General features: G+C 56.6%; 17 protein-coding genes and 1 pseudogene. 12 read left to right on the forward strand and 6 right to left on the reverse strand.

Features of this window, described 5'->3' with window-relative positions:
- The first annotated feature begins 57 nt into the window (after positions 1-57).
- The 4 genes from JX360_RS12090 to JX360_RS12105 all read left to right on the forward strand — a co-directional run bounded on the left by JX360_RS12090 (position 58) and on the right by JX360_RS12105 (position 4070).
- Entirely contained in the window at positions 58-576 is a 519-nt protein-coding gene (locus JX360_RS12090; protein ID WP_244351272.1) for an HNH endonuclease, read from the forward strand.
- 110 nt (positions 577-686) lie between these two features.
- Complete coding sequence (locus JX360_RS12095) at positions 687-1250, forward strand: phycobiliprotein lyase (RefSeq protein ID WP_425244398.1); 564 nt, start codon at positions 687-689, stop codon at positions 1248-1250.
- A gap of 39 nt (positions 1251-1289) precedes the next feature.
- Entirely contained in the window at positions 1290-1994 is a 705-nt protein-coding gene (gene hypB, locus JX360_RS12100; protein ID WP_244351274.1) for a hydrogenase nickel incorporation protein HypB, read from the forward strand.
- A gap of 192 nt (positions 1995-2186) precedes the next feature.
- A complete protein-coding gene (locus JX360_RS12105; protein WP_244351275.1) occupies positions 2187-4070 on the forward strand; it encodes an AAA family ATPase in 1884 nt (627 codons plus the stop codon).
- A 99-nt stretch (positions 4071-4169) separates the two neighbouring features.
- On the opposite strand, the gene glcD is transcribed toward JX360_RS12105, so the two are convergent.
- Entirely contained in the window at positions 4170-5654 is a 1485-nt protein-coding gene (gene glcD, locus JX360_RS12110; RefSeq protein WP_244351330.1) for a glycolate oxidase subunit GlcD, read from the reverse strand.
- A 182-nt stretch (positions 5655-5836) separates the two neighbouring features.
- On the opposite strand from glcD, the gene JX360_RS12115 reads away from it, so the two are divergent.
- Positions 5837-7060: a class I SAM-dependent methyltransferase gene (locus JX360_RS12115; RefSeq protein ID WP_244351280.1), complete on the forward strand. Its 1224-nt coding sequence runs from the start codon at positions 5837-5839 to the stop codon at positions 7058-7060.
- A 118-nt stretch (positions 7061-7178) separates the two neighbouring features.
- Here JX360_RS12115 and JX360_RS12120 read toward each other — a convergent pair whose 3' ends face one another.
- The gene (locus JX360_RS12120) at positions 7179-7871 is read right to left on the reverse strand and encodes a response regulator transcription factor (RefSeq protein ID WP_244351281.1); all 693 of its coding nucleotides are present in this window, start codon (positions 7869-7871) and stop codon (positions 7179-7181) included.
- 271 nt (positions 7872-8142) lie between these two features.
- Between JX360_RS12120 and JX360_RS12125 the strand changes: the two are divergent.
- Together JX360_RS12125 and JX360_RS12130 are read left to right on the forward strand one after the other, a co-directional pair.
- Positions 8143-8499, forward strand: a pseudogene (locus tag JX360_RS12125) (hypothetical protein); the annotation flags it as partial.
- A 149-nt stretch (positions 8500-8648) separates the two neighbouring features.
- Positions 8649-11168: a DNA gyrase/topoisomerase IV subunit A gene (locus JX360_RS12130; RefSeq protein ID WP_244351284.1), complete on the forward strand. Its 2520-nt coding sequence runs from the start codon at positions 8649-8651 to the stop codon at positions 11166-11168.
- A gap of 40 nt (positions 11169-11208) precedes the next feature.
- Here the strand turns inward: JX360_RS12130 and JX360_RS12135 are convergent, their stop codons facing one another.
- On the reverse strand, positions 11209-11796 hold the full coding sequence (locus JX360_RS12135; RefSeq protein ID WP_244351286.1) for a hypothetical protein: 588 nt from the start codon (positions 11794-11796) through the stop codon (positions 11209-11211).
- A gap of 184 nt (positions 11797-11980) precedes the next feature.
- Here JX360_RS12135 and JX360_RS12140 point away from each other — a divergent pair, with 184 nt between their 5' ends.
- The 5 genes from JX360_RS12140 to JX360_RS12160 all read left to right on the forward strand — a co-directional run bounded on the left by JX360_RS12140 (position 11981) and on the right by JX360_RS12160 (position 17178).
- Positions 11981-12877, forward strand: coding sequence for an SDR family NAD(P)-dependent oxidoreductase (locus tag JX360_RS12140; protein WP_244351288.1), 897 nt, complete (start codon positions 11981-11983; stop codon positions 12875-12877).
- A 141-nt stretch (positions 12878-13018) separates the two neighbouring features.
- Positions 13019-14917, forward strand: coding sequence for an ATP-dependent zinc metalloprotease FtsH (gene ftsH / locus JX360_RS12145; RefSeq protein WP_244351290.1), 1899 nt, complete (start codon positions 13019-13021; stop codon positions 14915-14917).
- Between the two features lie 173 nt (positions 14918-15090).
- A complete protein-coding gene (locus JX360_RS12150; protein WP_244351292.1) occupies positions 15091-15909 on the forward strand; it encodes a methyltransferase domain-containing protein in 819 nt (272 codons plus the stop codon).
- Positions 15910-15971: 62 nt separating this feature from the next.
- Positions 15972-16490 (forward strand): phosphoribosyltransferase, encoded by a 519-nt coding sequence (locus tag JX360_RS12155; RefSeq protein ID WP_244351294.1) that lies wholly within the window; start codon positions 15972-15974, stop codon positions 16488-16490.
- A gap of 379 nt (positions 16491-16869) precedes the next feature.
- On the forward strand, positions 16870-17178 hold the full coding sequence (locus JX360_RS12160) for a VOC family protein (RefSeq protein ID WP_244351296.1): 309 nt from the start codon (positions 16870-16872) through the stop codon (positions 17176-17178).
- Between the two features lie 151 nt (positions 17179-17329).
- On the opposite strand, the gene JX360_RS12165 is transcribed toward JX360_RS12160, so the two are convergent.
- The 3 genes from JX360_RS12165 to JX360_RS12175 all read right to left on the reverse strand — a co-directional run bounded on the left by JX360_RS12165 (position 17330) and on the right by JX360_RS12175 (position 21728).
- Complete coding sequence (locus JX360_RS12165; protein ID WP_244351298.1) at positions 17330-18007, reverse strand: DUF7847 domain-containing protein; 678 nt, start codon at positions 18005-18007, stop codon at positions 17330-17332.
- 168 nt (positions 18008-18175) lie between these two features.
- The gene (locus JX360_RS12170; RefSeq protein WP_244351300.1) at positions 18176-19516 is read right to left on the reverse strand and encodes an NAD(P)/FAD-dependent oxidoreductase; all 1341 of its coding nucleotides are present in this window, start codon (positions 19514-19516) and stop codon (positions 18176-18178) included.
- Between the two features lie 28 nt (positions 19517-19544).
- Positions 19545-21728: a serine/threonine-protein kinase gene (locus JX360_RS12175; protein ID WP_244351301.1), complete on the reverse strand. Its 2184-nt coding sequence runs from the start codon at positions 21726-21728 to the stop codon at positions 19545-19547.
- Between the last annotated feature and the right edge of the window lie 14 nt (positions 21729-21742).

The raw sequence follows: 21742 nt of genomic DNA on the forward strand, positions 1-21742 counted from the left end.
AAGCTTGCCATTCGGCAGATTCCTCAGGAGAATGGCGGCAAATGGAGGAGCTAAGCCATGACTGCTGCTACCCACATTCTGGAACAGTCGATCGTCGTCTTCTCCCAAAACTATCTGCCCATTAGCCGGGTCAACATCAAGCGGGCGATTGTGCTGCTGCTGACGGGCAAAGCGGAGCCTTTGGCGATGATGAATGTGCCGGTGTGGAAGGTGCGCTCCCCCAGTCATGTGATCGAGGTACCTGAACACATTCGCCTTACCATCAAAGGCAAAGAACGCACTTGGCGCGTCCCTCCGGTGAATCGGCGGGAAGTGTTGCGGCGGGATCACCACACTTGCCAATACTGTGGCAGCACCAACCACCTGACTCTGGATCATGTGGTGCCCCTTTCCAAAGGGGGATCCCATAGCTGGGACAATGTCGTGACGGCCTGTGAACGGTGTAATCAACGCAAGGGCAACCGTACCCCAGAGCAGGCCAATATGCCGCTGCTCAGTCACCCGCGAGCGCCCATTCACCCAACCGTGGCCTTTGCCGAGCAGTTCTGGCGGGAACATCAAATCCGTCAGGAGTGAGTCAGCGTGGCTGGGCAAGTTAAAATCAGCAAATCTTGTTCAGCCATTTCTACTGTTCAAGATGTTCAACTCTTTGTCCCAATCGATTTGAGGATCCCGCGTCGGCCATGATGACCGTAATGGAATTTTTCGCCCTTAGTGCTGGGGAGTGGATGAGTCAGCGCACCAGCCACCATCTTGCTTTTCGCCGCTCCGAGGGGGGTAAGTCCAAGGTACAGATCGCCACCCTGGCTGCAGATGATCCGGCGGTCGTGCGCATTTGTAAGCTGTTTAAGGTGGATCCGCGCCGGGCTGTTGGGGCAGCGCGGGTGCAGTGGAATGGCGAACAGGAGTGGGATAACGAAGAGTACAAGGGGGATGTGGTGTTGGTGCCGATCCCGGACGAGGCCGACCCAACGCGGGGGCAACTGTTGCGGGATCAAGGGTATGCCGAGAAAGTGCCCGTGGCGGGTACCTATGTGATGGGATCCGATGGTGCCCTCACCCTCTACACGGAATATGAGATGACCGAATCGGAGGAGCGTATTTGGTTTGCCAGCCCCAATTTGCGGCTGCGGGCCAGCACAGTCAAGCGGTTTGGAGGGTTCAGCATGGCCTCCTTCTGTTCGGAAGTGCGTAAACTTTCGGCTAGCCCTACCCCCATCCCTGAAATGGCCAAGTCCCGGTCTTCCTAGGGCTTTCCCTGCCTAAACTCTCCTCTCACAGGCTCTACCATGCATCAAGTGCTGGACATGGGGATTAACCTCCTCCACGCCAACCAACACCAGGCTGACCACAACCGGGATCACTTCGATGGCTGGGGGGTAACTTGCCTGAATCTCATGAGCGGGCCGGGGGCAGGCAAAACCTCGCTGCTGGAAAAGACCTTGGCCGCCCTCTCTAATCAACTGCGTATTGCCGTGATCGAGGGGGACATGACCACTCAGCTGGATGCGGAACGGCTGCGTCGCTACGGGATCCCGGTGATTGCCATCAATACGGGGCGGGCCTGTCATTTGGATGCGGCCATGGTGGCGGGGGGCTTGCACCAACTGGAATCGCTGCTGGATCCGCGGCAACTGGATTTGTTGCTGGTGGAAAATGTCGGCAACTTGGTTTGTCCGGCGGAGTTTGAAGTGGGGGAACACGCCAAGGTGGCACTCCTCAGCGTGACGGAAGGGGAGGATAAACCTCTGAAATACCCGATCATGTTTCGAGAGGCGGATTGCCTGCTGATCACCAAGGTTGATCTGGTCTCGGTGCTGGATATTGATCTGGAGCGCATTCAGGCCAATATCCGCGAGATCAACCCCTCTGTCCCCATTTTTTGTCTTTCTGCCAAAACAGGTGCTGGATTGGATCCCTGGCTGAGCTGGATTCGCGCCCAGATTCAGGCCCATTCCAGCCGGTTGGCAAAAGCGGGATCCCCTGCTTCGTAACGTATTGTCTCAGTTCTGGGATCCTGATCTTGCGCCCACTCCCCAGCGATAGAAGCTGGGGTGGAAGGTGTCATACTAAACATCTAGCCATTCCGGGATCCCGTTCACCGACTGGGAACAGGTGGAACAAGGGGGTGGTGTAGAACCTTTTGCCGGTCCAATCGTGTCAATTTGTGGATGGAAGTCCTAGTTATGGCAGATCTCAGCGACTTTGTACAGGGTATTGAGCAGTTAATCGAGCTGGCTCAGAAGCTAGACGAAAAAAAACAAAGTGGGGAACTGCGAACCGAGGTGCGTATTCAAAGCCGTCCCCTCGGCAGTTCCATTCCCCGCTCCGGTTCCATTCCTCCCCGCCGCGGTAGCGTCCAAACCGCCACTGGAGGGGGGGACTCCTCCTGGAGCAGTGAGCCGCAAGTTTCCCCTGCCCCGGCTCCACCCGACCCGACCGCAACGCCTACCCAGACCGGATCTCGTCTCAAGGATGTGGGTGGGTTGAAGGAACAACTGCAAATTCTGCGGGAAATGGTGGAAATCCCCCTGAAGCGACCGGAACTGCTGGCCAAACTGGGGTTAGAACCCCCACGGGGGGTGCTGCTGGTGGGAGCCCCTGGCACCGGCAAAACCCTGACTGCTCGTGCTTTAGCGGAAAGCTTGGGGGTAAACTACATCGCCATTGTTGGCCCGGAAATCATCGGCAAATACTACGGTGAGGCAGAATCCCGCCTGCGACAGGTGTTTGAAAAGGCGGCCAAATCAGCCCCCTGTTTGGTGTTTATCGATGAAATCGACGCCCTAGTCCCGAACCGAGCGGCGGTAGAAGGAGAGGTGGAAAAGCGCTTGGTGGCGCAAATGCTGGGGTTGATGGATGGGTTTGCTGCCCACAAAGGTATTGTGGTGCTGGCGGCCACCAATCGGCCTGATGCCATTGATCCGGCGCTGCGGCGTCCGGGACGCTTTGACCGGGAGGTGATCTTTAAGGTGCCGGATCGGGAGGGGCGGCGGGAAATTCTCGCCATTCACACCCGTGATATGCCTCTGGATGCAGACGTGGATCTGGACACTCTGGCGGATCAAACCCTGGGCTTTGTCGGGGCGGATCTGCGCGGGTTGTGTCAAGCGGCCGCCTACGCGGCTTTGCGGCGGCAGGTGCCGGATCTAGGCTCCTCTGTCCCGGAATCCTTGACGGTTTCGGCGGCGGATTTTCAATTGGCTTTGCAACAGGTGAAACCGGCGGTGCTGCGTTCGGTGGAGATTGAGTCTCCTCAGGTGAGTTGGGAGCAAATCGGGGGATTGGGCCAAGCCAAACACATTTTGCAAGAGGCTGTCGAGGGATCCCTGCTGCATCCAGAACTGTATGAGCAGGCCCAAGCCCAAGCCCCGAAAGGGGTACTCCTCAGTGGCCCACCCGGCACCGGCAAAACCCTGCTAGCCAAAGCGATTGCCTCTCAAGCCAAAGCCAATTTCATCGCGGTATCCGGCCCTGAGTTGCTCAGCAAATGGGTGGGATCCTCCGAGCAAGCGGTGCGGGAGTTGTTTGCCCGAGCCCGTCAATGCGCTCCCTGTGTGGTGTTTATTGACGAAATTGATACCCTAGCGCCCGCGCGGGGGAGCTACTCCGGCGACAGTGGCGTTAGCGACCGCGTTTTGGGGCAGTTGCTCTCCGAACTGGATGGGATCCGTCCCAGTCAAGGAGTACTGCTGGTGGCCGCCACCAACCGTAAAGCCAGTTTGGATCCCGCTCTCACCCGGGCTGGCCGCCTGGAACTGCACCTGAGCGTCGAGTTACCGGATCAAGCAGGGCGACGGGAAATCTTGGCCGTCCACAATCGCACCCGTCCCTTGGGGCCCGATGTGGATCTGGAGAATTGGGCTGAGCGCACCGAAGGTTGGAGTGGCGCAGATTTGGCCCTCCTCAGTAACCGAGCCGCCATTGCTGCCATTCGTCGTCACCGTGCCGGGGCTGTTCGTGTCAGCGGGACAGAGTCCTTGGTCGTCGATGCCAAGACCTTGGTGATTCGACAGGAAGACTTTTTGCAAGCCTTTGAGGAACTGTGCCAACAACGCCAATCCAATTGATAGGCCAGTGTCGTACTACAAGAGACACCCTCTAGGGAGGATAGTCCTTCAGGATTACCCCGGAGAAATTAGTTAGATGGGCTTGGAGTGCGGGAGAGGTCAAAAAGCCGGGATCCCTTCCCATTGAGCATGGGCATGGGCTGCTTCGCCACAGGTGCGGGGTGTGGGAAAGATCTTCCCAGGATTGGCAAGATGCTCGGGATCAAACACCTGTCTGACCCACTGCATCGTTTCTAAATCGGCAGCAGCAAACATCTCCGGCATATAACAGCGTTTATCGGCTCCAATGCCATGCTCACCGGAAATACTGCCCCCCAGTTGGACACAGAGCTTGAGAATTTCTCCCCCCAGTTTTTCTACTTTCTCCAGGGATCCCGGTACAGACTCATCGTAAAGAATCAGAGGATGTAAATTGCCATCGCCGGCATGAAAAACATTGGCTACTGGATAACCATACTCTCGACTGAGGCGCTCAATTTCCGCCAAGACAAGAGAAAGCTGACTGCGGGGAATCACTCCATCTTGTACATAGTAATTGGGGCTTAACTTACCCATAGCGGCAAAAGCAGCCTTGCGACCCTTCCACACCCGCAAGCGTTCTTCGGCATCCGAAGCAGTTTGTACTTGACGCGCCCCATTCTTAAAACACAGCGCTTTCACCTGTTCGCTGGCTTCCTCCACTTCGAGTGGGAGACCATCCACTTCCACCAGTAAAATGGCTGCCGCGTCCCGAGGGTAATAGCCCAAATTCACCACATCCTCAACAGCATTGATGCTGAAGTTATCCATGATTTCCATGCCCGCTGGAATGATCCCGGCAGCAATAATGTCGGATACGGTGGAACCGGCAGCCTCGACGCTGTCAAAATCAGCGAGCAAGACTTGAATCTGTTCTGGGGTTTTGACAAGGCGCAGGGTAATTTCTGTGGCAATGCCGAGGGTGCCCTCGGATCCCACAAACAAGCCCACTAGGTCATAGCCAGGCATTTCTGGGATTTTGCCCCCTAGCTCAAGGATTTCCCCGTCTGGTAACACGACTTTCAGCCCAAGGATGTGGTTGGCAGTCACCCCATACTTCAGGCAATGAACCCCTCCCGAATTTTCTGCAACATTTCCCCCAATCGAGCAAACCGACTGGCTTGAGGGATCCGGCGCGTAGAAATAGCCCTGGGCAGCGACGGCTTGTGTGATCCAGGTATTGATTACCCCTGGCTGCACCACCATGTAACGGTTTTCCAGATCGATCTCTAGGATCCGCTTCATCAGGGTTGTGGCGATCACTACGCAGTTTTCCACCGGCAAAGCCCCTCCCGATAGGCCAGTTCCCGAGCCACGGGCAACAAATGGTACCCGATACTGATGACATCGCTGAATCACCGCTGCAATCTCTTCGGTGCTACGGGGCAAGACCACCAAGGCGGGCATCTGTCGATAGCTGGTCAGCCCGTCGCATTCGTACACCAGCAGTTCTTCCGGCTTGCTAATGACTCGCTCTGGATCCAAGATCGTTTTCAGCTCGGTAATCAGCTTGAGCCAGTCGAAGGTAAGACCCGTTTGCAGAGGATGAGAAGCCTGGACAGACATGACGATAAGGGCAAAGGGAGATATCGTCACTATAGTCTCGCTAGATGTTGGGAAAGGAAGACGCTGTATTCTGGACATCAGATCTTACCCTGTCCTATCCAGTTAGCTCAGCAGCTTGCGCCCCTGCCGAATGCCCCACAGATCGCTAATGGTGTGCAACTGAGAGTCCATCCATAGAGTGTATGCAGCCTTCCCCCTCCAGTACCGAGCAGATCCTCAACCAAGTCCGGCAACTTTACAATCACTATCCTTTTCCGCCGCAACCGATTGGCACTCTCCCCCCTCCGGGATGGAACTGGCGTTGGAGTTGGCCACAGGCCTACGCCTTTTGTACAGGAGTCCATCCTGGCAATCGTCCGGTGCGAATTCTGGATGCGGGCTGTGGCTCCGGTGTGGGGACGGAATATATTGCTCACCAAAACCCTAAGGCCGAAATTTGGGCTTTTGATCTCAGCCGTAAAGCCTTAGAAATTGCCGAGGCGCGTTGTCAGGCATCACAGGCACCGCCGGTGCAGTTCCGAGAATTGAACGTTTATGATATCGACCAATTGCCCGGTGAGTTTGATTTCATCAACTGCGTGGGCATGATTCATCATTTGCCGGATCCGAAGGCCGGGATCCAAGCCCTAGCCAGTAAATTGGCTCCCGGTGGAATCCTGCATTTGTTCGTCTATGGAGAGTTGGGTCGCCATGAAATTCGTTTGATGCAAAAGGCAATCCGCCTGCTGGTGACGGGATCCGAGCACCAATCTCTGGCTTCTTTGGAGCAGTTGCAAGCAGGTCTCAAAGTCGGACGTAGCCTCTTTCAAATTTTGCCGGATCACAATCGCATTCAACAACAAGAGCGCACTCGCTGGGCTACAGAAAATGTGGACGATGAATGTTTTGCGGATATGTATCTGCACCCCCAAGAAATTGACTACACCATCGAAACGCTGTTTGAGTTGATCCGGGCTTCTGGCTTGCAATTTTTGCGCTTTTCCAACCCGGAGTTTTGGCAATTGCAACGGGTATTGGGCAAGGATGAATCGCTCTTGGCGCAAGCCTCGCAACTGCCGGAAAAAGAGCGTTATCGACTGATCGAACTGTTGGATCCTGTAGTGGCCCACTACGAATTGTTTCTCGGCAAGCCACCTCTGCCTCAACAGGATTGGCAGTCTGCGGAGGCGATTCTGTCTGCTATTGCCCACCTCAGCCCCTGCCTGGGGTTGTGGCCCTCCCGCAGCATTTTCAACTACGCCTACGAAGCGATTTCTTTGAGCGAGGCGGCCTTTGCTTTTTTGCAACAGGTGGACGGGATCCGCACCGTGGCCCAGATTCAGGCATCCCTCACCCCTGCCCTGAGTTGTGAACAACTGGAACAACTGCTGCGCTGGCAAGTGCTGCTGCTCCAGCCCCCAGAGTAATGTTTCCAGATTGAGAATCAACGAAAGCCGTTCTGGTCGCGCAGCGGTGCATAGCACTTAGGACGGCGGTTATATCCCAATTCCAAGGCCCAAAGGGTTCTGGCATGAAGCGGCATCCTCACTCACGCAGTACGTAACCCACCCCACGCACAGTTTGGATCAAGCGCTTCTCCCCTTGCTCTTCGATTTTAAGGCGCAGGTAGCGGATATATACCTCAATGATGTTGGAGTCGCCCATAAAGTCAAATCCCCAGACGTGCTCCAAGATCTGTTGCCGGGTGAGTACCTGCCGAGGATGCTCCATTAGGTAGCGCAGCAAATCATACTCTTTGGCCGTTAGCTCCACCCGCCGCTCTCCCCGCGTTACCTCTCGTGTCAGCGGATCCAGGGTCAAATCCATGAACACTAGGTGGCCATCATGGGATCCCTTTTGGCGACGCAAATGGGCTCGCACCCGAGCAAGGAGCTCTTGAATGCTGAAGGGTTTCACCACGTAATCATCCGCCCCCGCATCCAACCCTGCTACCCGGTCAGATACATCATCTCTGGCGGTCATCAACACCACCGGCACCCGATTGCCTGTGGAGCGCAGTCGCCGACAGATCTCTAAACCGGATATACCGGGCAACATCCAATCCAGCAGCACTAGGTCAGGCTTTTGGTCGCGGGCTGCCATTAGCCCGGTTGTCCCATCACTAGCCACACTAACTCGATACCCTTCGTAGGCCAGCTCCGTCTCCACAAAACGGGCCAGTTTGGCTTCATCTTCAATTACGAGAATGTGGGCAGAGGACGGGTCAGTTTCTGACATACTCTCTCCTGAAGGGAAGAGACAGAAGAATTGCCTATTGCCCACAAGCATACCCTAGCCCTATCCATCCATTGTCAGAGGATCCCTGTCTTAGCCGGGACGACTTGACCCCTCATCGCCTCGACAAGTTTTATGGAACTTTATGGAACGGGTTCAGGGTTGATGCGAGGGAATCCTATGGGTTACCCAGAAAAGGATCTGCCTCTCTTGTGCCTCTCTTGCCACCGTGGGTACCTTAGGGCATGACCCTCTCCCCCGCTTTGCTCACCCAATCCCCCCCCCTCAAATTCGTTGGGAAAAGCTGCCCGAAGACTTTCCATTGCCGGATGAACCAGTGGAAAGCACTTTACAACCGCTCTTAGCCGCTGCTCTGCGAGAACTGCTGGAACTGGCCCAGTTGATCCCTGCCCATGCTTTGATTGCCTCCAACTTCGGCCTCTGTAGTACTGTTGGGGACAAAGTGGTGGTGAAAGCTCCCGATTGGGTCTATGTGCCTAGGGTGAAACCCATTCCCGAAGGGGAGATCCGCCGCAGCTATACCCCCCACTTGGAAGGGGATCCCCCGGCAATTGTGATGGAATTTGTATCCGAGACTGAGGGTGGCGAATACTCTATTAACCCCCACTACAACACATTGAGTTGCTCCCATGGAGATTCAATATCCTCCGCTAAGGGTGCCGTTCCCAGCTTCTCACCCTTTGCCAGCCTAGGATCTCAACTTGCGGCGGTCAAAGAAACGGTTACAGTAACCTGGAAAGCGTTCCGCTCCTTGGTGCCATGACTCAGCAACTGACTCTCGACGGACTGGGATCCTCATCGAACGGGGGATCTCGTCTAGGGCGGGTGATTGCCACCGATCTGCAAGGGGAGATGCAGCGCTCCTATCTGGAATACGCCATGAGCGTGATTGTCGGGCGGGCGCTACCGGATGTGCGGGATGGCCTGAAGCCGGTGCATCGTCGCATTCTCTACGCCATGCATGAGTTGGGCCTCACGCCAGAGCGACCCTATCGCAAATGTGCCCGTGTGGTGGGGGATGTGCTGGGGAAATATCACCCGCATGGGGATCAGGCGGTTTACGATGCCTTGGTGCGCATGGTGCAGGAGTTTTCCAGTCGTTACCCCTTGGTGGCGGGGCACGGCAACTTTGGCTCGGTGGATGACGATCCGGCGGCGGCCATGCGCTACACCGAGTGTCGGCTGGCGCAGGTGAGCCATACGGCCCTTCTGGATCAGGTGGGGGAAGACATCGTCGAGTTCATGCCCAATTTCGACGGATCCCAAGTCGAACCCACCGTTCTCCCCGCCCGACTGCCGATTTTGCTGCTCAATGGCTCCTCGGGGATTGCCGTCGGTATGGCCACCAATATCCCTCCCCACAACCTCGGGGAGCTGGTGGATGGCTTGCTGGCCTTAATTGACAATCCTGAGCTGGAAGCGGAGCAGCTTTTGCAGTGGATCCCAGGGCCAGATTTCCCAACCGGGGGCCAAATTGTCGATAGCCAAGGGATCCGTGAAGCCTACTTGACCGGACGCGGTTCGATCCTGATGCGGGGGGTAGCCCAATTTGAGGAAATTCAACCGGGCAAAGGTCGTCATCGGCGGCCCGCCATCATCATCACAGAGTTTCCCTACCAGGTGAACAAAGCCGCCTGGATCGAGAAAGTGGCGGAACTGGTGAATCAAGATCGGATCACCGGCATTGCCGATCTGCGGGATGAATCGGATCGCACTGGCATCCGTGTTGTCGTGGAGCTGAAGCGGGAAGCCAACCCACAGGCGGTTTTGCAACAGCTATACAAACTTACCCCGCTACAAAGCAACTTTGGGGCGATTTTGTTGGCTTTGGTGAATGGAGAACCGCAACAACTCAGCCTGAAAGGGATTCTGCAACACTTTTTGGATTTTCGTGAAGTCACCCTGGGCCGCATTTTTCGCGCCGAACTGCAGCGGGTGCAACGCAAAGCCGAGGAAGTGGAAGCCATGTTACTGGCCTTGGCAGATTTGGATCGGGTGATCGAGCTGCTGCGTCAGGCCCCGGATGGCTCGACTGCCAAAGGGCAACTGCAAACCCACCTCGGGTGTACCCCCGAACAGGCCGACACCATTTTGGCCATGCCCCTACGCCGCCTGACGGGATTGGAGCGGGAACGTCTGCAACAGGAACAGGCAGAATTGCGCAGCCGCATCGAAGAACTACAGGGGCTACTGGATGATCGCCGTAAACTTTTGAATTACCTAAAAAAAGAGCTGCGACAACTGAAGAAAACCCACGCGGATCCCCGGCGCACCCAAATTCTTTCTGCTTCAGAGTTGGAAGCGGAAGTGGCTCAAATTCCCACTGGTGAAGAAGGGGAAGATAGCACCTTTTTGCTGCAATTCACCCGCAAAGGCTACGTGCGCCGCATTCCCTTGCCCAGCCGTCGCTCCCGCACAAACCCAGCCCAACGGGAATTGGGGGAAGATAGGCTGCTCAGTCTGGAGTCCGTTACTCTGGGCCAAGAGATTTTGGTGTTAACCGCCCCCGGCAGAGCCTTTACGGTACCCATCGAAGGGATCCCCCTCAGTACCGGGCAATCCCGAGGTGTGCCGTTGCTAACCCTGTTGCCAGCCCCGGAGCCGATCATTGCCACCTTTACGCTGGATCCCAACTCAGTGGATGCCGCCTTGGTGTTGCTCAGCCGGCAGGGTCGGATTAAGCGAGTCGCCTTGGCAGATTTTGTCGGCCTCACCCAACGGGGATCCACTGCTTTGAAACTAAAAGAGGATGACGAGCTGGGTTGGGCAGCCATTCATGATCCTAGGCAAAGCAGCGACACTGTTATCCTAGCCACCTCAGGAGGACGATTGCTGCGGCTGCCCCTTGACGAGGAGCAAATTCCCCTGATGGGCCGGATGGCGATGGGTAATCCAGCTCTACGCTTGGGCCGCAAAGAACAGATCGTCGGTATGACCCTGCTTCCCCCTGAGGGGATCCTGATCCTAGCCAGTCAATCGGGTCATCTGAAGCGGCTGGCCCTAAGCGAGATTCCGACGATGGATCGGGGCAGGGTCGGGGTACAGGCCTTTAAGTTTGCCAGCAAAACCGATGCTTTGGTAGGGCTGGTGGGCTTAGCGCCAGACCCGAATCGGCCCGGACAGCCGCAGGTGGATCTGTTCACCGAGTCGGAACGGATCCACTCGTTTCTGCCGGAGGAGATCCCATTGCAAAATAGGGCCGGTGGCGGATCCCCGCTGTTGAAGTCGGAGCGAGCCACCGGGTTACACGTGTTTTGGCCCCAGTGGTTGCCGGAGTGATGGGTCGGGTTTGGGGATCCTGGCTTTGGGGCAGATCTGGTTATGGCCCGGCTTCCTGCGGGGGTAGAGTGGCGGCAGCAGCATCTGGAGTCGGGGGATCCGCCGGTGCTTCCGGATGGCGTACCGGTTCGGGAACCGTGCCCCCCGCTTTCAGGATGAGATACTGCAGAGTTTGGTGCAGCTGTTCCAGCAGGGCGCTAATAGCGTGGCGAAAGTCGCCATGGTCGGTGCTCATCCGTTCCAACATGGCACGGGTTACGTCCTGAAAGTCTCTCAGGATCTGCTGCTGCTGGGCAATGATTTGCACCAATTGGCTTTGTTCCTTAACCAAATCCCGCAAACAAGAGCGCAGCTCATCCACCTGATTCTGCCAAAAGGCTTGCCCTTCCCGCAGTTCCATGACGCTAGTGCGCAAGTCAGCGGTCGAATCCCGTAGGGCTTGGCTGTGGCGGCGTTCTGCTTCCAATTGGCGTTGCTGTTCCTGCTGCTGCTGGCGCAGCTCGGAGTTGGCCTGGAGGTTGGCTTCTGCAGCCCTGAGTAACTGATCCACCCTCGCCTGGATAGCCGCCCACCGTTCCTCTGGCAACAGAGATTGCCCCTGGTTAACCCGCTTGCGGAAATACTTCACAGCCACTGCACCCTGAGTCTAGTCAATCAAAAATACCCTACAAAAACATCAGAAAAACATCAGCAGTCAAATGCAAACCCTTTCATCGGGATCCAACAAGATGTGCCCCGATCATATACCCAAGCAGAGACTGTGGTGATTCCTCTCTTCAGGGATCCCAACCCGCCCTTTAGGATGGAAACGTTTGTTTGAACAAGAGGAAACCATGTCGTCCTTAGCCAATCAGGTGGTGTTGATCACCGGAGCCTCCGCCGGAATTGGGGAAGCCGTTGCCCTAGAAGCCGCCAAACAAGGGGCCCGATTGGTACTGGCAGCCCGTCGAGAAGGGGTGCTGCAAACCGTTAAAGATCTGGTAGTGGGTCGAGGGGCAGAGGCGTTGGTTGTGCCCACCGACATGGCGGATACCGCCCAGGTGGAAGCCCTGGCCCAAAAGGCCCTGGATCACTTTGGCCGGGTGGATATTCTCGTCAACAATGCCGGTTATGGCCAGATGGGGCCGGTAGAAGAGGTGGATGTGGCAGCAATGCGGCGGCAATTTGAGGTGAATGTGTTTGGCCTGCACACCCTCACCCGGGCCCTGTTGCCCCAAATGCGCGAACGGGGTAGTGGCCGAATCATCAACCTTAGCTCTGTAGCTGGTCAGATGTCTATGCCCTTTAGTGGGGTTTACAACGCAACCAAATTTGCTGTCGAAGCCCTCAGTGATGCTTTGCGGGTAGAAGTGGCCCCCTTCGGAGTCAAGGTGATCCTGATCGAGCCGGGGCCGGTGGCCACTGAGTTTGGCCGGGTAGCAGAAGAAACCTTCGGGGCGGTTGTCAACCCGAATGGCCCCTACAAAGCCATTCTGGACAGCACCGCCGATATGGCCAGCTCCTTCAACAAAATGGCTTGGCCGGTGGAGAAGGTCGTGGAGCCGATCATGAGGGCGATGACCGATCCCCACCCCTCGGATCGCTACACCGCCTTTACAGGCGGCAAGTTGGCTCTGGGTCTGATGCGGTTGCTGCCCGCGTCTTTGGCAGATCAAATGTGGCGGCGCATCTACAAGTTGGATCAGCTGGGATCCCCTGAATCGGTCTAATCACAGACTTTTTGGGACATAAGCTACGGGACTGAACTCTAATCAGACTCTCATCGGTAACCGGGGCGGGGTTGTATCTAGCCGAGTCGGCAAGTTAAGTTTGTTAAAGGACTTTTAATCAAGCGGGTGTTTCCTCTTTTTATGAACAAGCCTCAATCCCCCCAGCGCTGGCTTATGGCCCTGATGCTTGGCTTCTGTCTCTGGCAGGGATCCGGTCCAATGCTGCATCCTGCCCCCGCCCATGCAGCCTTGGCCTCTGCCCTCACCTATGACCGCTTTTTGCGCTATGTCGAGGAGGGGCGTGTCACGGATGTACGCCTGACGGATAACAACCAAGTGGCGGAAGTCACTGCCACCGATCCGCAAACCCAAAATCCCACCCGCTATCGGGTGAATTTGCTGCCCAATACCGTGCCCCAGTTGGTGGATCGCCTCACCGCCCAAGGGATCGAAGTGGGGGTAGTGCCGACCCGAGATGGAGGTGCCTTTTGGGCGATCCTCGGCAACCTGTTGATTCCGGTGTTGCTGTTGGGGGGCTTGTTCTTCTTCCTGCGGCGGGCCAGCGGCGGGGCCAGTGGCCCTGGGCAAGCGATGAACTTCGGCAAATCGCGAGCTCGTTTTCAGATGGAAGCCAAAACCGGCATTAAATTCGACGATGTGGCCGGGATCGAAGAAGCCAAGGAGGAGCTGCAGGAGGTGGTCACCTTCCTGAAGAAACCGGAACGCTTCACGGCAGTGGGGGCCAAAATTCCCAAGGGCGTCTTGCTGGTCGGCCCGCCTGGAACCGGTAAAACCCTCCTGGCTAAGGCGATTGCGGGGGAAGCAGGGGTGCCCTTCTTCAGTCTCTCCGGCTCCGAATTTGTGGAAATGTTCGTCGGCGTAGGGGCTTCTCGGGTGCGCGACCTGTTTAAGAAAGCCAAAGAAAATGCCCCCTGCATCGTCTTCATCGACGAAATCGATGCCGTTGGTCGGCAGCGGGGAGCTGGCATTGGCGGGGGGAACGACGAGCGGGAACAAACCCTGAACCAGTTGCTCACCGAGATGGATGGCTTCGAGGGCAACACCGGCATCATCATCATCGCCGCCACCAACCGTCCTGATGTGTTGGATGCAGCCTTGCTCCGCCCCGGTCGTTTTGACCGCCAGGTGACGGTGGATCGGCCCAGTTTCAAAGGGCGTTATGAAATCCTGCGGGTCCATGCTCGGGGCAAAAAGTTAGCAGAAGAGGTCAACCTGGAGGCCATTGCCCGCCGTACCCCTGGCTTTGCTGGGGCGGATCTGGCCAATCTGCTCAATGAAGCGGCTATCTTGGCTGCTCGGCGCCAGCGCATGGCAATTACCAACCAGGATATTGACGATGCCATTGACCGCATTACCATTGGCCTCACCAAACCCCCCCTCTTGGATGGCAAAAGTAAGCGCTTGATTGCTTACCACGAATGCGGCCATGCTCTGCTGATGACCCTGCTACCCCATGCGGATCCTTTGAACAAGGTGACGATTATCCCCCGTTCTAGTGGGGCTGGCGGGTTTGCGCAGCAACTGCCCAATGAAGAACAAATTGACTCTGGCCTCTATAGCCGCGCTTGGTTGTTGGATCGGGTTGTGGTTGGCTTTGGCGGTCGGGCGGCAGAAGATATCGTCTTTGGCTACTCGGAAATCACCACGGGTGCCAGTAACGATTTACAGCAGAACACCAGTTTGGTGCGTCAGATGGTAACTCGCTTTGGGATGTCCGAGTTGGGTCCCCTCATGTTGGATCCCCCCAACAACGAAGTGTTTTTGGGGGGCGGCTGGATGAACCGCACGGAGTACTCGGAGGATGTGGCCGCTAAGATCGATCGCCAGGTGCGGCAACTGCTGGAGAGTTGCTACCAGAAAGCCAAGCAAATCCTGATGGAGAATCGGGCTTTGTTGGATCGGTTGGCGGATACGTTGGTAGAACGAGAAACCCTGGATGGAGATGAGTTCCGGGCGATTGTGGCGGAATATGTGCCCATTCCGGAGAAGTCTGGGTTGCCCAATCCGAAGTTGGCTTAAGGGATCCCATGTGATGAATTGCTGAATAGATCCATGGTTTGATTCACTGGGGAGGGTAGTTGCTGGGAGTTGAACCCTGGCGACTGCCCTTTTTTTCTGGATCCCCTTGTTCAAGCTGTTGTTATTTGAACTCATTGTTTATTTGATTGATCTTTATCTCGTCGGATTGATTCATGCTCACCTCTCCCTCTGCTCTGCCTGTACACCTCTACCGTTGTCTGAGCTGTGGGCAGGAAGGTTTGGCCCAAACGCCGAGGTGCGAACAGGGCCAGCCAGATCGGATCTATTGCCCCAGTTGCGGTCAGATTTACCCAATCTTGGCCTCTGGGGCTGTGGACTTTATCGGCAATCCATCGGATCTGCATCTGAGTCTGGCCCAAGCGATTGCCCATTCCCCCGGGTTTGCCTGGAGTTACGACCGACTGTGGCGGCCCTGGGCGCTGTCTCTGCTGACGGGGGAAAGTTTTGGCGCAGAACGGGAGGGCAAATTGCTGACGGAGTGGGTCGGAGCAGCGGATCCCGTTTTGGATTTGGGCACTGCCGGGGGGTACTGGAGCCGGTTGCTCTTGGCAGCAGATCCACAGCGGACGGTGGTGGGCTTGGATAATGCGGCTGGGGTATTGGTAGAAGCGGCTCAACAGGCCCAGCCTAATTGGCACCACTACACCCTAGTACGGGCTCGTGCCGAGCAGCTTCCCCTGGCTTCCGGAGCCTTTGGAGCGGTGATCAGTGGGGCCAGCTTGAACGAGTTGCCACTGGATCCCTCATTGCAGGAGATTGCCCGCATCTTGAAACCCGGGGGTGTGTTTGTCTCCATGCACAGCCAACAGATTCAGGGGTGGGGACAAACCCTACAGCAATGGCTCGGGGCAACAGGCTTGCGCTTTTTCTCGGAATCAGAGCTACAACAGCATTTGCACCAGGCGGGATTGCAGCTAGAACGTTATCTCAGTTTTGGATGGGTGGCTTTTGCGCGGGCGGTGCGCTCCTGATCTGCACGCTGTTCCAGAATATGGGTAGAATTGAGCACTCCAGACTGCTATAGGGGGATCCCTTGCACGAGATTTCCATCACCTGGGCTGACTACCACCGCAAAATCGAGGAGTTGGCTGTCAAAGTTTACGAAAGCGAGTGGGAATTTAACCAAATCGTCTGTATTGCCAAAGGGGGCTTGCGCATTGGCGATACCTTAGCCAGACTCTTCGATCTGCCATTGGCGATTCTCTCTGCTTCTTCATACTCCGGCCCCGGCAACCGCCAACGGGGAGTTCTGACCTTCTCGCGTGACTTAGCCATGACCACCGCCAATTTGGGGAGCGAGGTGTTGCTGGTGGATGATCTAGCGGACTCCGGTGTGACTCTAAAGCGGGCTGTCCATTGGCTCAAACATCACTACGGCTTCTACATAGAAGAGATTCGCACAGGTGTGTTGTGGTATAAGGCAGCTTCGGTGTATCAACCGGACTACTATGTGGATTACCTGCCGGATAACCCCTGGATCCATCAGCCCTTTGAACCTTACGAGCAACTGACTCCCCAACAACTGGCGCAATCGCTCAGGGCTTCCGGTTAGTTTAATCGGCGGGAAGCCCCGCCTGACGACTCCCCGCGCATAGAATGCGGGGGGTTCTTTAGGTTATCGGTTTCTCCCCCAGGCTCTCGCACAAGGCTACAGCATCCTGGGTCTTCAAACGTTCCCCTAAAGCTTTCGAGACGATGACCCTTCGGGTCGTGCGGAGCACGATGACCCTCCGGGTCGTGCGGAGCACGATGACCCTCCGGGTCGTGCGGAGCACGATTGAAGATGGGTTATTTATAGAGTGTGGTCGCCTGTTGCCAAGCCGTCATCAGGATGGTGTCCCAACCTTGACCCCAGGCTTGATTAGCCAGAGTCGCATTGAAACAGGCGGTTTCGAGATCCGCTGAAAGCGGGTCAGCAAGCTACGTTCGAGTTGGCTCTTCTTGACCCAGATCATCCGACCGTACCGGAAGCATTCCGTCGAAAATTCGCTGGTGGGTTGATCATCAACTTCGAGGTTGATGACGTGGATACTGAGTACGACCGAATGTGCAAGAGCGGGCTTCCAATTCTTCTGTCACTGCGCTCTGAGGACTTCGGTCAGAGGCATTTCATCACCTCTGATCCAAACGGTGTGCTTATCGACGTGATCAAGGTCATACCCCCTTCGGCAGCATATGCGACTCAGTATGAGGAGGAAACCTTGAAAGCCATTGGTACCAACCCCAGTCGCAAGGTATAACCCGCAGTCGCCTAACAATTCTGGTGCAGCGGATTGACTGAACCCGTCTGGGTTGGATGCAAAGCTTTTGGCAACCCCTGACCAGTACCGATCGGAACGGGATCCCACCGTGAGGCTAGGGATCCCTTTTTTTTGAGGTAGATGGAGCCAGTTAAGCGGTTTGCCCCTGAATTTCCTGCAGGGAGCGGAACAAGAGCACTGTAAAAATGTTGAGGATGGGCACAATCGCCGTGGTGACAGCCCCGATGACCACAGCCACCAACAGCCCCAAGTTCAGGGCAGCCGCAATCCCCCCCACAATCAAAGACAAAATCAGGATCGGGATCCCGAAAATCAAGCCCAGAGCCAAAAAGGCCCAGAATACCCCCCACCAGCGACCCTTCACCAGGTTCCAGCTATACCCCAATCCTTCTACTGCTCCTTGACCTTCCAAGGCAATCGCACAAATTAGGAAAGCCAGCTTTACCCCCAAATAAATGCCAGGGATCACAAACAGTAGTGAACCCCCAAAGACAATCAACGACAGGAGAATACTGCCCAACACCAAAGGCACTGCTTTGGAGATCGCTTGATCGAGGCTATTTCCCAACACGGGAGATTGCTGCTTCAGGTGCTGATCCACCAGCAAAAGGGCTGCTCCCCCCAGGATGGGCGCACCGACCACCACATAGGCCAGATTGAGCACTCCGCCCAGCACTGGGATAATTTCCCCAATGATTGGAATGAAAAAGCTGGGGGAGGCCAGAATCAGCAGAGGGGTATAGATGGGGTTGAGCAGTTGAAGCGACCGCTGCAGGAGCGGGATCGGGCTAAGCGTGGCGTTTTGCATGGCAGAGGGATCCTCGCGAGGAACAAGTCCACCCCTTTCATATCATGGGAAACCCGTCTTATTTCTGTGGATTGACTTAAGGAACTCGGCCCAAGCGCCTGTGAGGAGGGAGCAAGACTGGATCCGGGGCGCTCCCGCTTGTGGAGATGTTGGGAGAATAGATCTAACTCAAGCTCGCCCACCCTTGAGAACCGACTCCGCCGCCTGCTCGCCACTGCGTAGGGATCCCTCAATGCTGCTTTGCTGGGTATATTCTCCCGCCCAGACCAGCCCCTGGATGCCGGAAAAAACGGTGGGTAAATGGGCTTGAAACCCGGGCGGTTGCACAAACTGGGCAAAAGGGATCCGATAGACCCGCACCACCTGCAAATGCTCCACTGGCGCCTTGGGAAAGTAATCTTGCAGCTCGGCGCAACAGGTTTGGGCCAAATCCTCATCGCTCAGGGGTGGATCCCCCAGCACTACAACCGAATACAGATGTTGACCGGTGGGAGCCAGATCCGGGCTGATGTGGGTCAGTTCCACCCAGTGATTGATCCATCCCCGACCGCTGGCGTTGAGGTAAAGGTAGCCACCACGGGTCAGGGAAAAGGGCGCACGGAAATACAGACAAGTGACAGAACGGGCCTGGGTGGGAATGGGAACAGGTGGCTGCTCCAACCCATAAGCTGAATGAACGGAATGATCCGATAAACCCTTGAAAAGGGTTTGTTGCCAGACCTGAGCTTGCAGGGCATCGGTAGCACAGATCACCCAATCGGCGGCAATCTTGTCTCCGGTGCGGGTGCGGATCCCACAGACTTTGCCCTCTTCTACCTCAATCTGCTCAACCGGCGTCTGATAGCGAATTTGATCAGGGGCAAGGTGGTCGGCCAGTTGTCGTGCTATATCTCCCATGCCCAAAGCCGGCGTGGCAATGGAGCCCTCCGCCATCATCTTGAAATAGAAGGCAAAGAGGCGGGCGCTGCTGTTGAGATCCGGATCCAGCAAAATGCCCCGGTAAAAGGGGTACAAAAAGTGCTGGCAAATGGCTGGGGAGAACCCATACTGGTGCAGGAACTCCCGAATCGAGAGATCTTCCCCGCCCAGTCCCTCCCGAAAAACCTGCTCAGGGCTCCGTTGGGCCAGTTGGGCGCGCAGTTGCAGAATTTTCAACTTATCCAGAGGGGTAGCGAGCGGATTGAGCAAAGACGGGATCCCACTGGCAAGATCCCGCAGTGGATCCCCGAGCAAAAAAGCCTGACCGGGCTTGGCCAAAACAGCTCCGGGGCGGTAATTACGCAGGTTCAAGTCGCGCAGATGGAGGTGACGTTGCACCCCTGGGTAGGCCGTAAACAACACTTGAAAGCCGCGATCCAGACGAAAACCGTCCACCACATCGGTGCGCACCCGTCCACCGGGGCCATCGCTTTTTTCCAGCAGCAGCAGATCCTGCCAACCCTGTTGCTTGAGCACCTTGGCACAGGTCAGGCCCGCCAACCCCGCACCGATGATCACCACTTTGCCCATGTCCGACCCGAGATCCTATTCTCAACACTCACGGTTCATCCTCAGCCGGCTCCGCCACCGTCGGCCCCCAAATGCGAATCGAGCCATCCACACCACCACTAAAAAGGGTCTGTCCATCCGGGCTAAACAGCAACGCACTCACCGTCCAAGTATGTCCACCCAAAGTACGCAGCAGTTCTCCCGTGCGCAGGTCCCAGAGTTTAATCTCTTTGGCGCGGTGATCTGTACCGCTGGCAATCAGGCGGCCATCCGGACTGAGGGTGAGGGTGGCTAAGCTGGCGAAATTTTGTGAGAGTTTTCGTTCCAGGGATCCCGTGCTGAGGTTCCAAATGGAAACGCCATTGGCGCTGCCACTCAACAGATAGCGTCCATCCTGGCTGAGGAGCACTTGCTCGACGGGGTAGTCCGCCTCTAGCGTATCCAGCAAAGTCCCACTGACGGGATCCCAGAGGTGAATGGTGGGATCCGCATGGGCAGCCGCCAGAATGACCGCGGTCGGGGCCAAGGGGATCCTGTCTTCGGGAGCATCCCTGCGGGTAGCCACACGGGTGGGCGGAGTGCGGCCTGGGCCGAAGGTTACGGAGGTAACTCCAGTCTCTGCCTCCTTCTCATGGGCAGTGGCATCGATGGTGCGGAGCAACTGACCACTGTCGGCCTGCCAAAGGCGGATGGTACGGTCAGCACTGCCACTGGCAATCCAACGGCTATCGGGGCTAATGGCAAGGCTGTTGATCAACTCGGTGTGCCCCTGCAATTGCAGTCGTTCGCTCAGGGTGTTCAAATCCCACACCCGCACGGTTCTGTCTGCCCCCGCACTCACCAAGAAAGTTCCATCTGGGCTAATCGCTAGGGTTTCGATCGATCCTTCGTGGCCCACCAAGGTCTCTAGGCGCTCTCCCGTATGCGGATCCCAGAGCTTAACCAAGCCGTCATCTCCGCCAGAAGCCAGTCGGGTTCCATCCGGGCTGATGGCCAGAGCGGTAATGGCAGCGGGCCCCTCTAGAGTGGCCTGTAGCCGCAGGGCATTGGCCCAACGCCCCGGGCTTAAGACCAATGAATTCGAAGCGGGGGAAGGGATCCGGTCCTCCAGCGAGGGATCCCTGGAGGCAACAGAACGGAGGGTAGAGGCTTCCTGCACTGGAGCAGTTTGTGAATTGAGGCCGGGGAAGGAGCCAAAGCCTGACCGGATTTGCCACAACCCTCCCAACGTGAGCACTCCTGAGGCCGCCAGTACTCCCCCCAGCCATGCGGGTGGAACTTGAAGCCGCGCCCGTAGAGAGGGGCGGGAACGAGGTGGGGTGGTGGGCTCCTGCAAGGGATCCCAGGCGGCAGGAGCAGGATTGGGCAAGATTTCGGTATTGGCGGTGGGGAGAGCCAATTCTGGCAAAGCCTGTAGCGCTTCTAGGGCTTCGACCGCTGACGAGAACCGTTGCCGCCAGTCACAACACAGCATGCGATCCAGAAAGGCCGTGAATGGGGCACTGGCTGAGGCCAGATCATGCCAACGCAGTTCGCCCGTCAAGGGATCCCGAAAGACCTTCTGGGGTGGGAGCCCAGACAGGGCTTGTAAGGCGATCAACCCCAGCGCGTACAGATCGCTGCTCAAGCGCGGATTGCCTCCCAACTGTTCGCTGGGCATATAACCAGGCGAGCCGATGCCGATGGTGTAATTGCTGGATCCCCGTGAAGATTCGGCTTGGGCCGGCAGACCGAGGGTGACTTGCTTCACAGCGCCAAAGTCAATCAGTACCCAGCGCCCATCCGTCTGTCGGCGGATCAAGTTGGCGGGCTTAAGATTGCGGTGGGTCACCCCCTGTTGGTGAACAAAAGCCAACGTTTGCAGAATATCCTTCAGCAACGCGCGCACCTCGACTTCTGGCCAAGGGGATCTGTTCTGTAAAGCCTGCTCTAGGGTGTCTCCCTCGATCCACTCCTCCACCAGGTAAAACTCCGCCCCTTCCTCAAAGTAGGCCAATAAACAGGGGATGCAATCGTGGGATCCCAGCTGCTCGAGAATCTTAGCTTCCTGCTGAAACAGGCGCCGGGTCACTGTCAGGACTTCTGGATCGCTAGAGTGGGGCCTGAGGTGCTTCACTACCACCCAGGGCTGCCCCGGTCGATGGCTGTCTTGGGCCAGATAGGTTTGCCCGAAGCCGCTGGATCCCAGTTCTTGATTTAGCTGATAGCGGCCACCGAGGGTGTGTCCCTCCATAAGAACTCCAGTCG

This window comes from Thermostichus vulcanus str. 'Rupite', assembly GCF_022848905.1.
In the GTDB taxonomy this organism is placed as follows: Bacteria; Cyanobacteriota; Cyanobacteriia; order Thermostichales; family Thermostichaceae; genus Thermostichus; species Thermostichus vulcanus_A.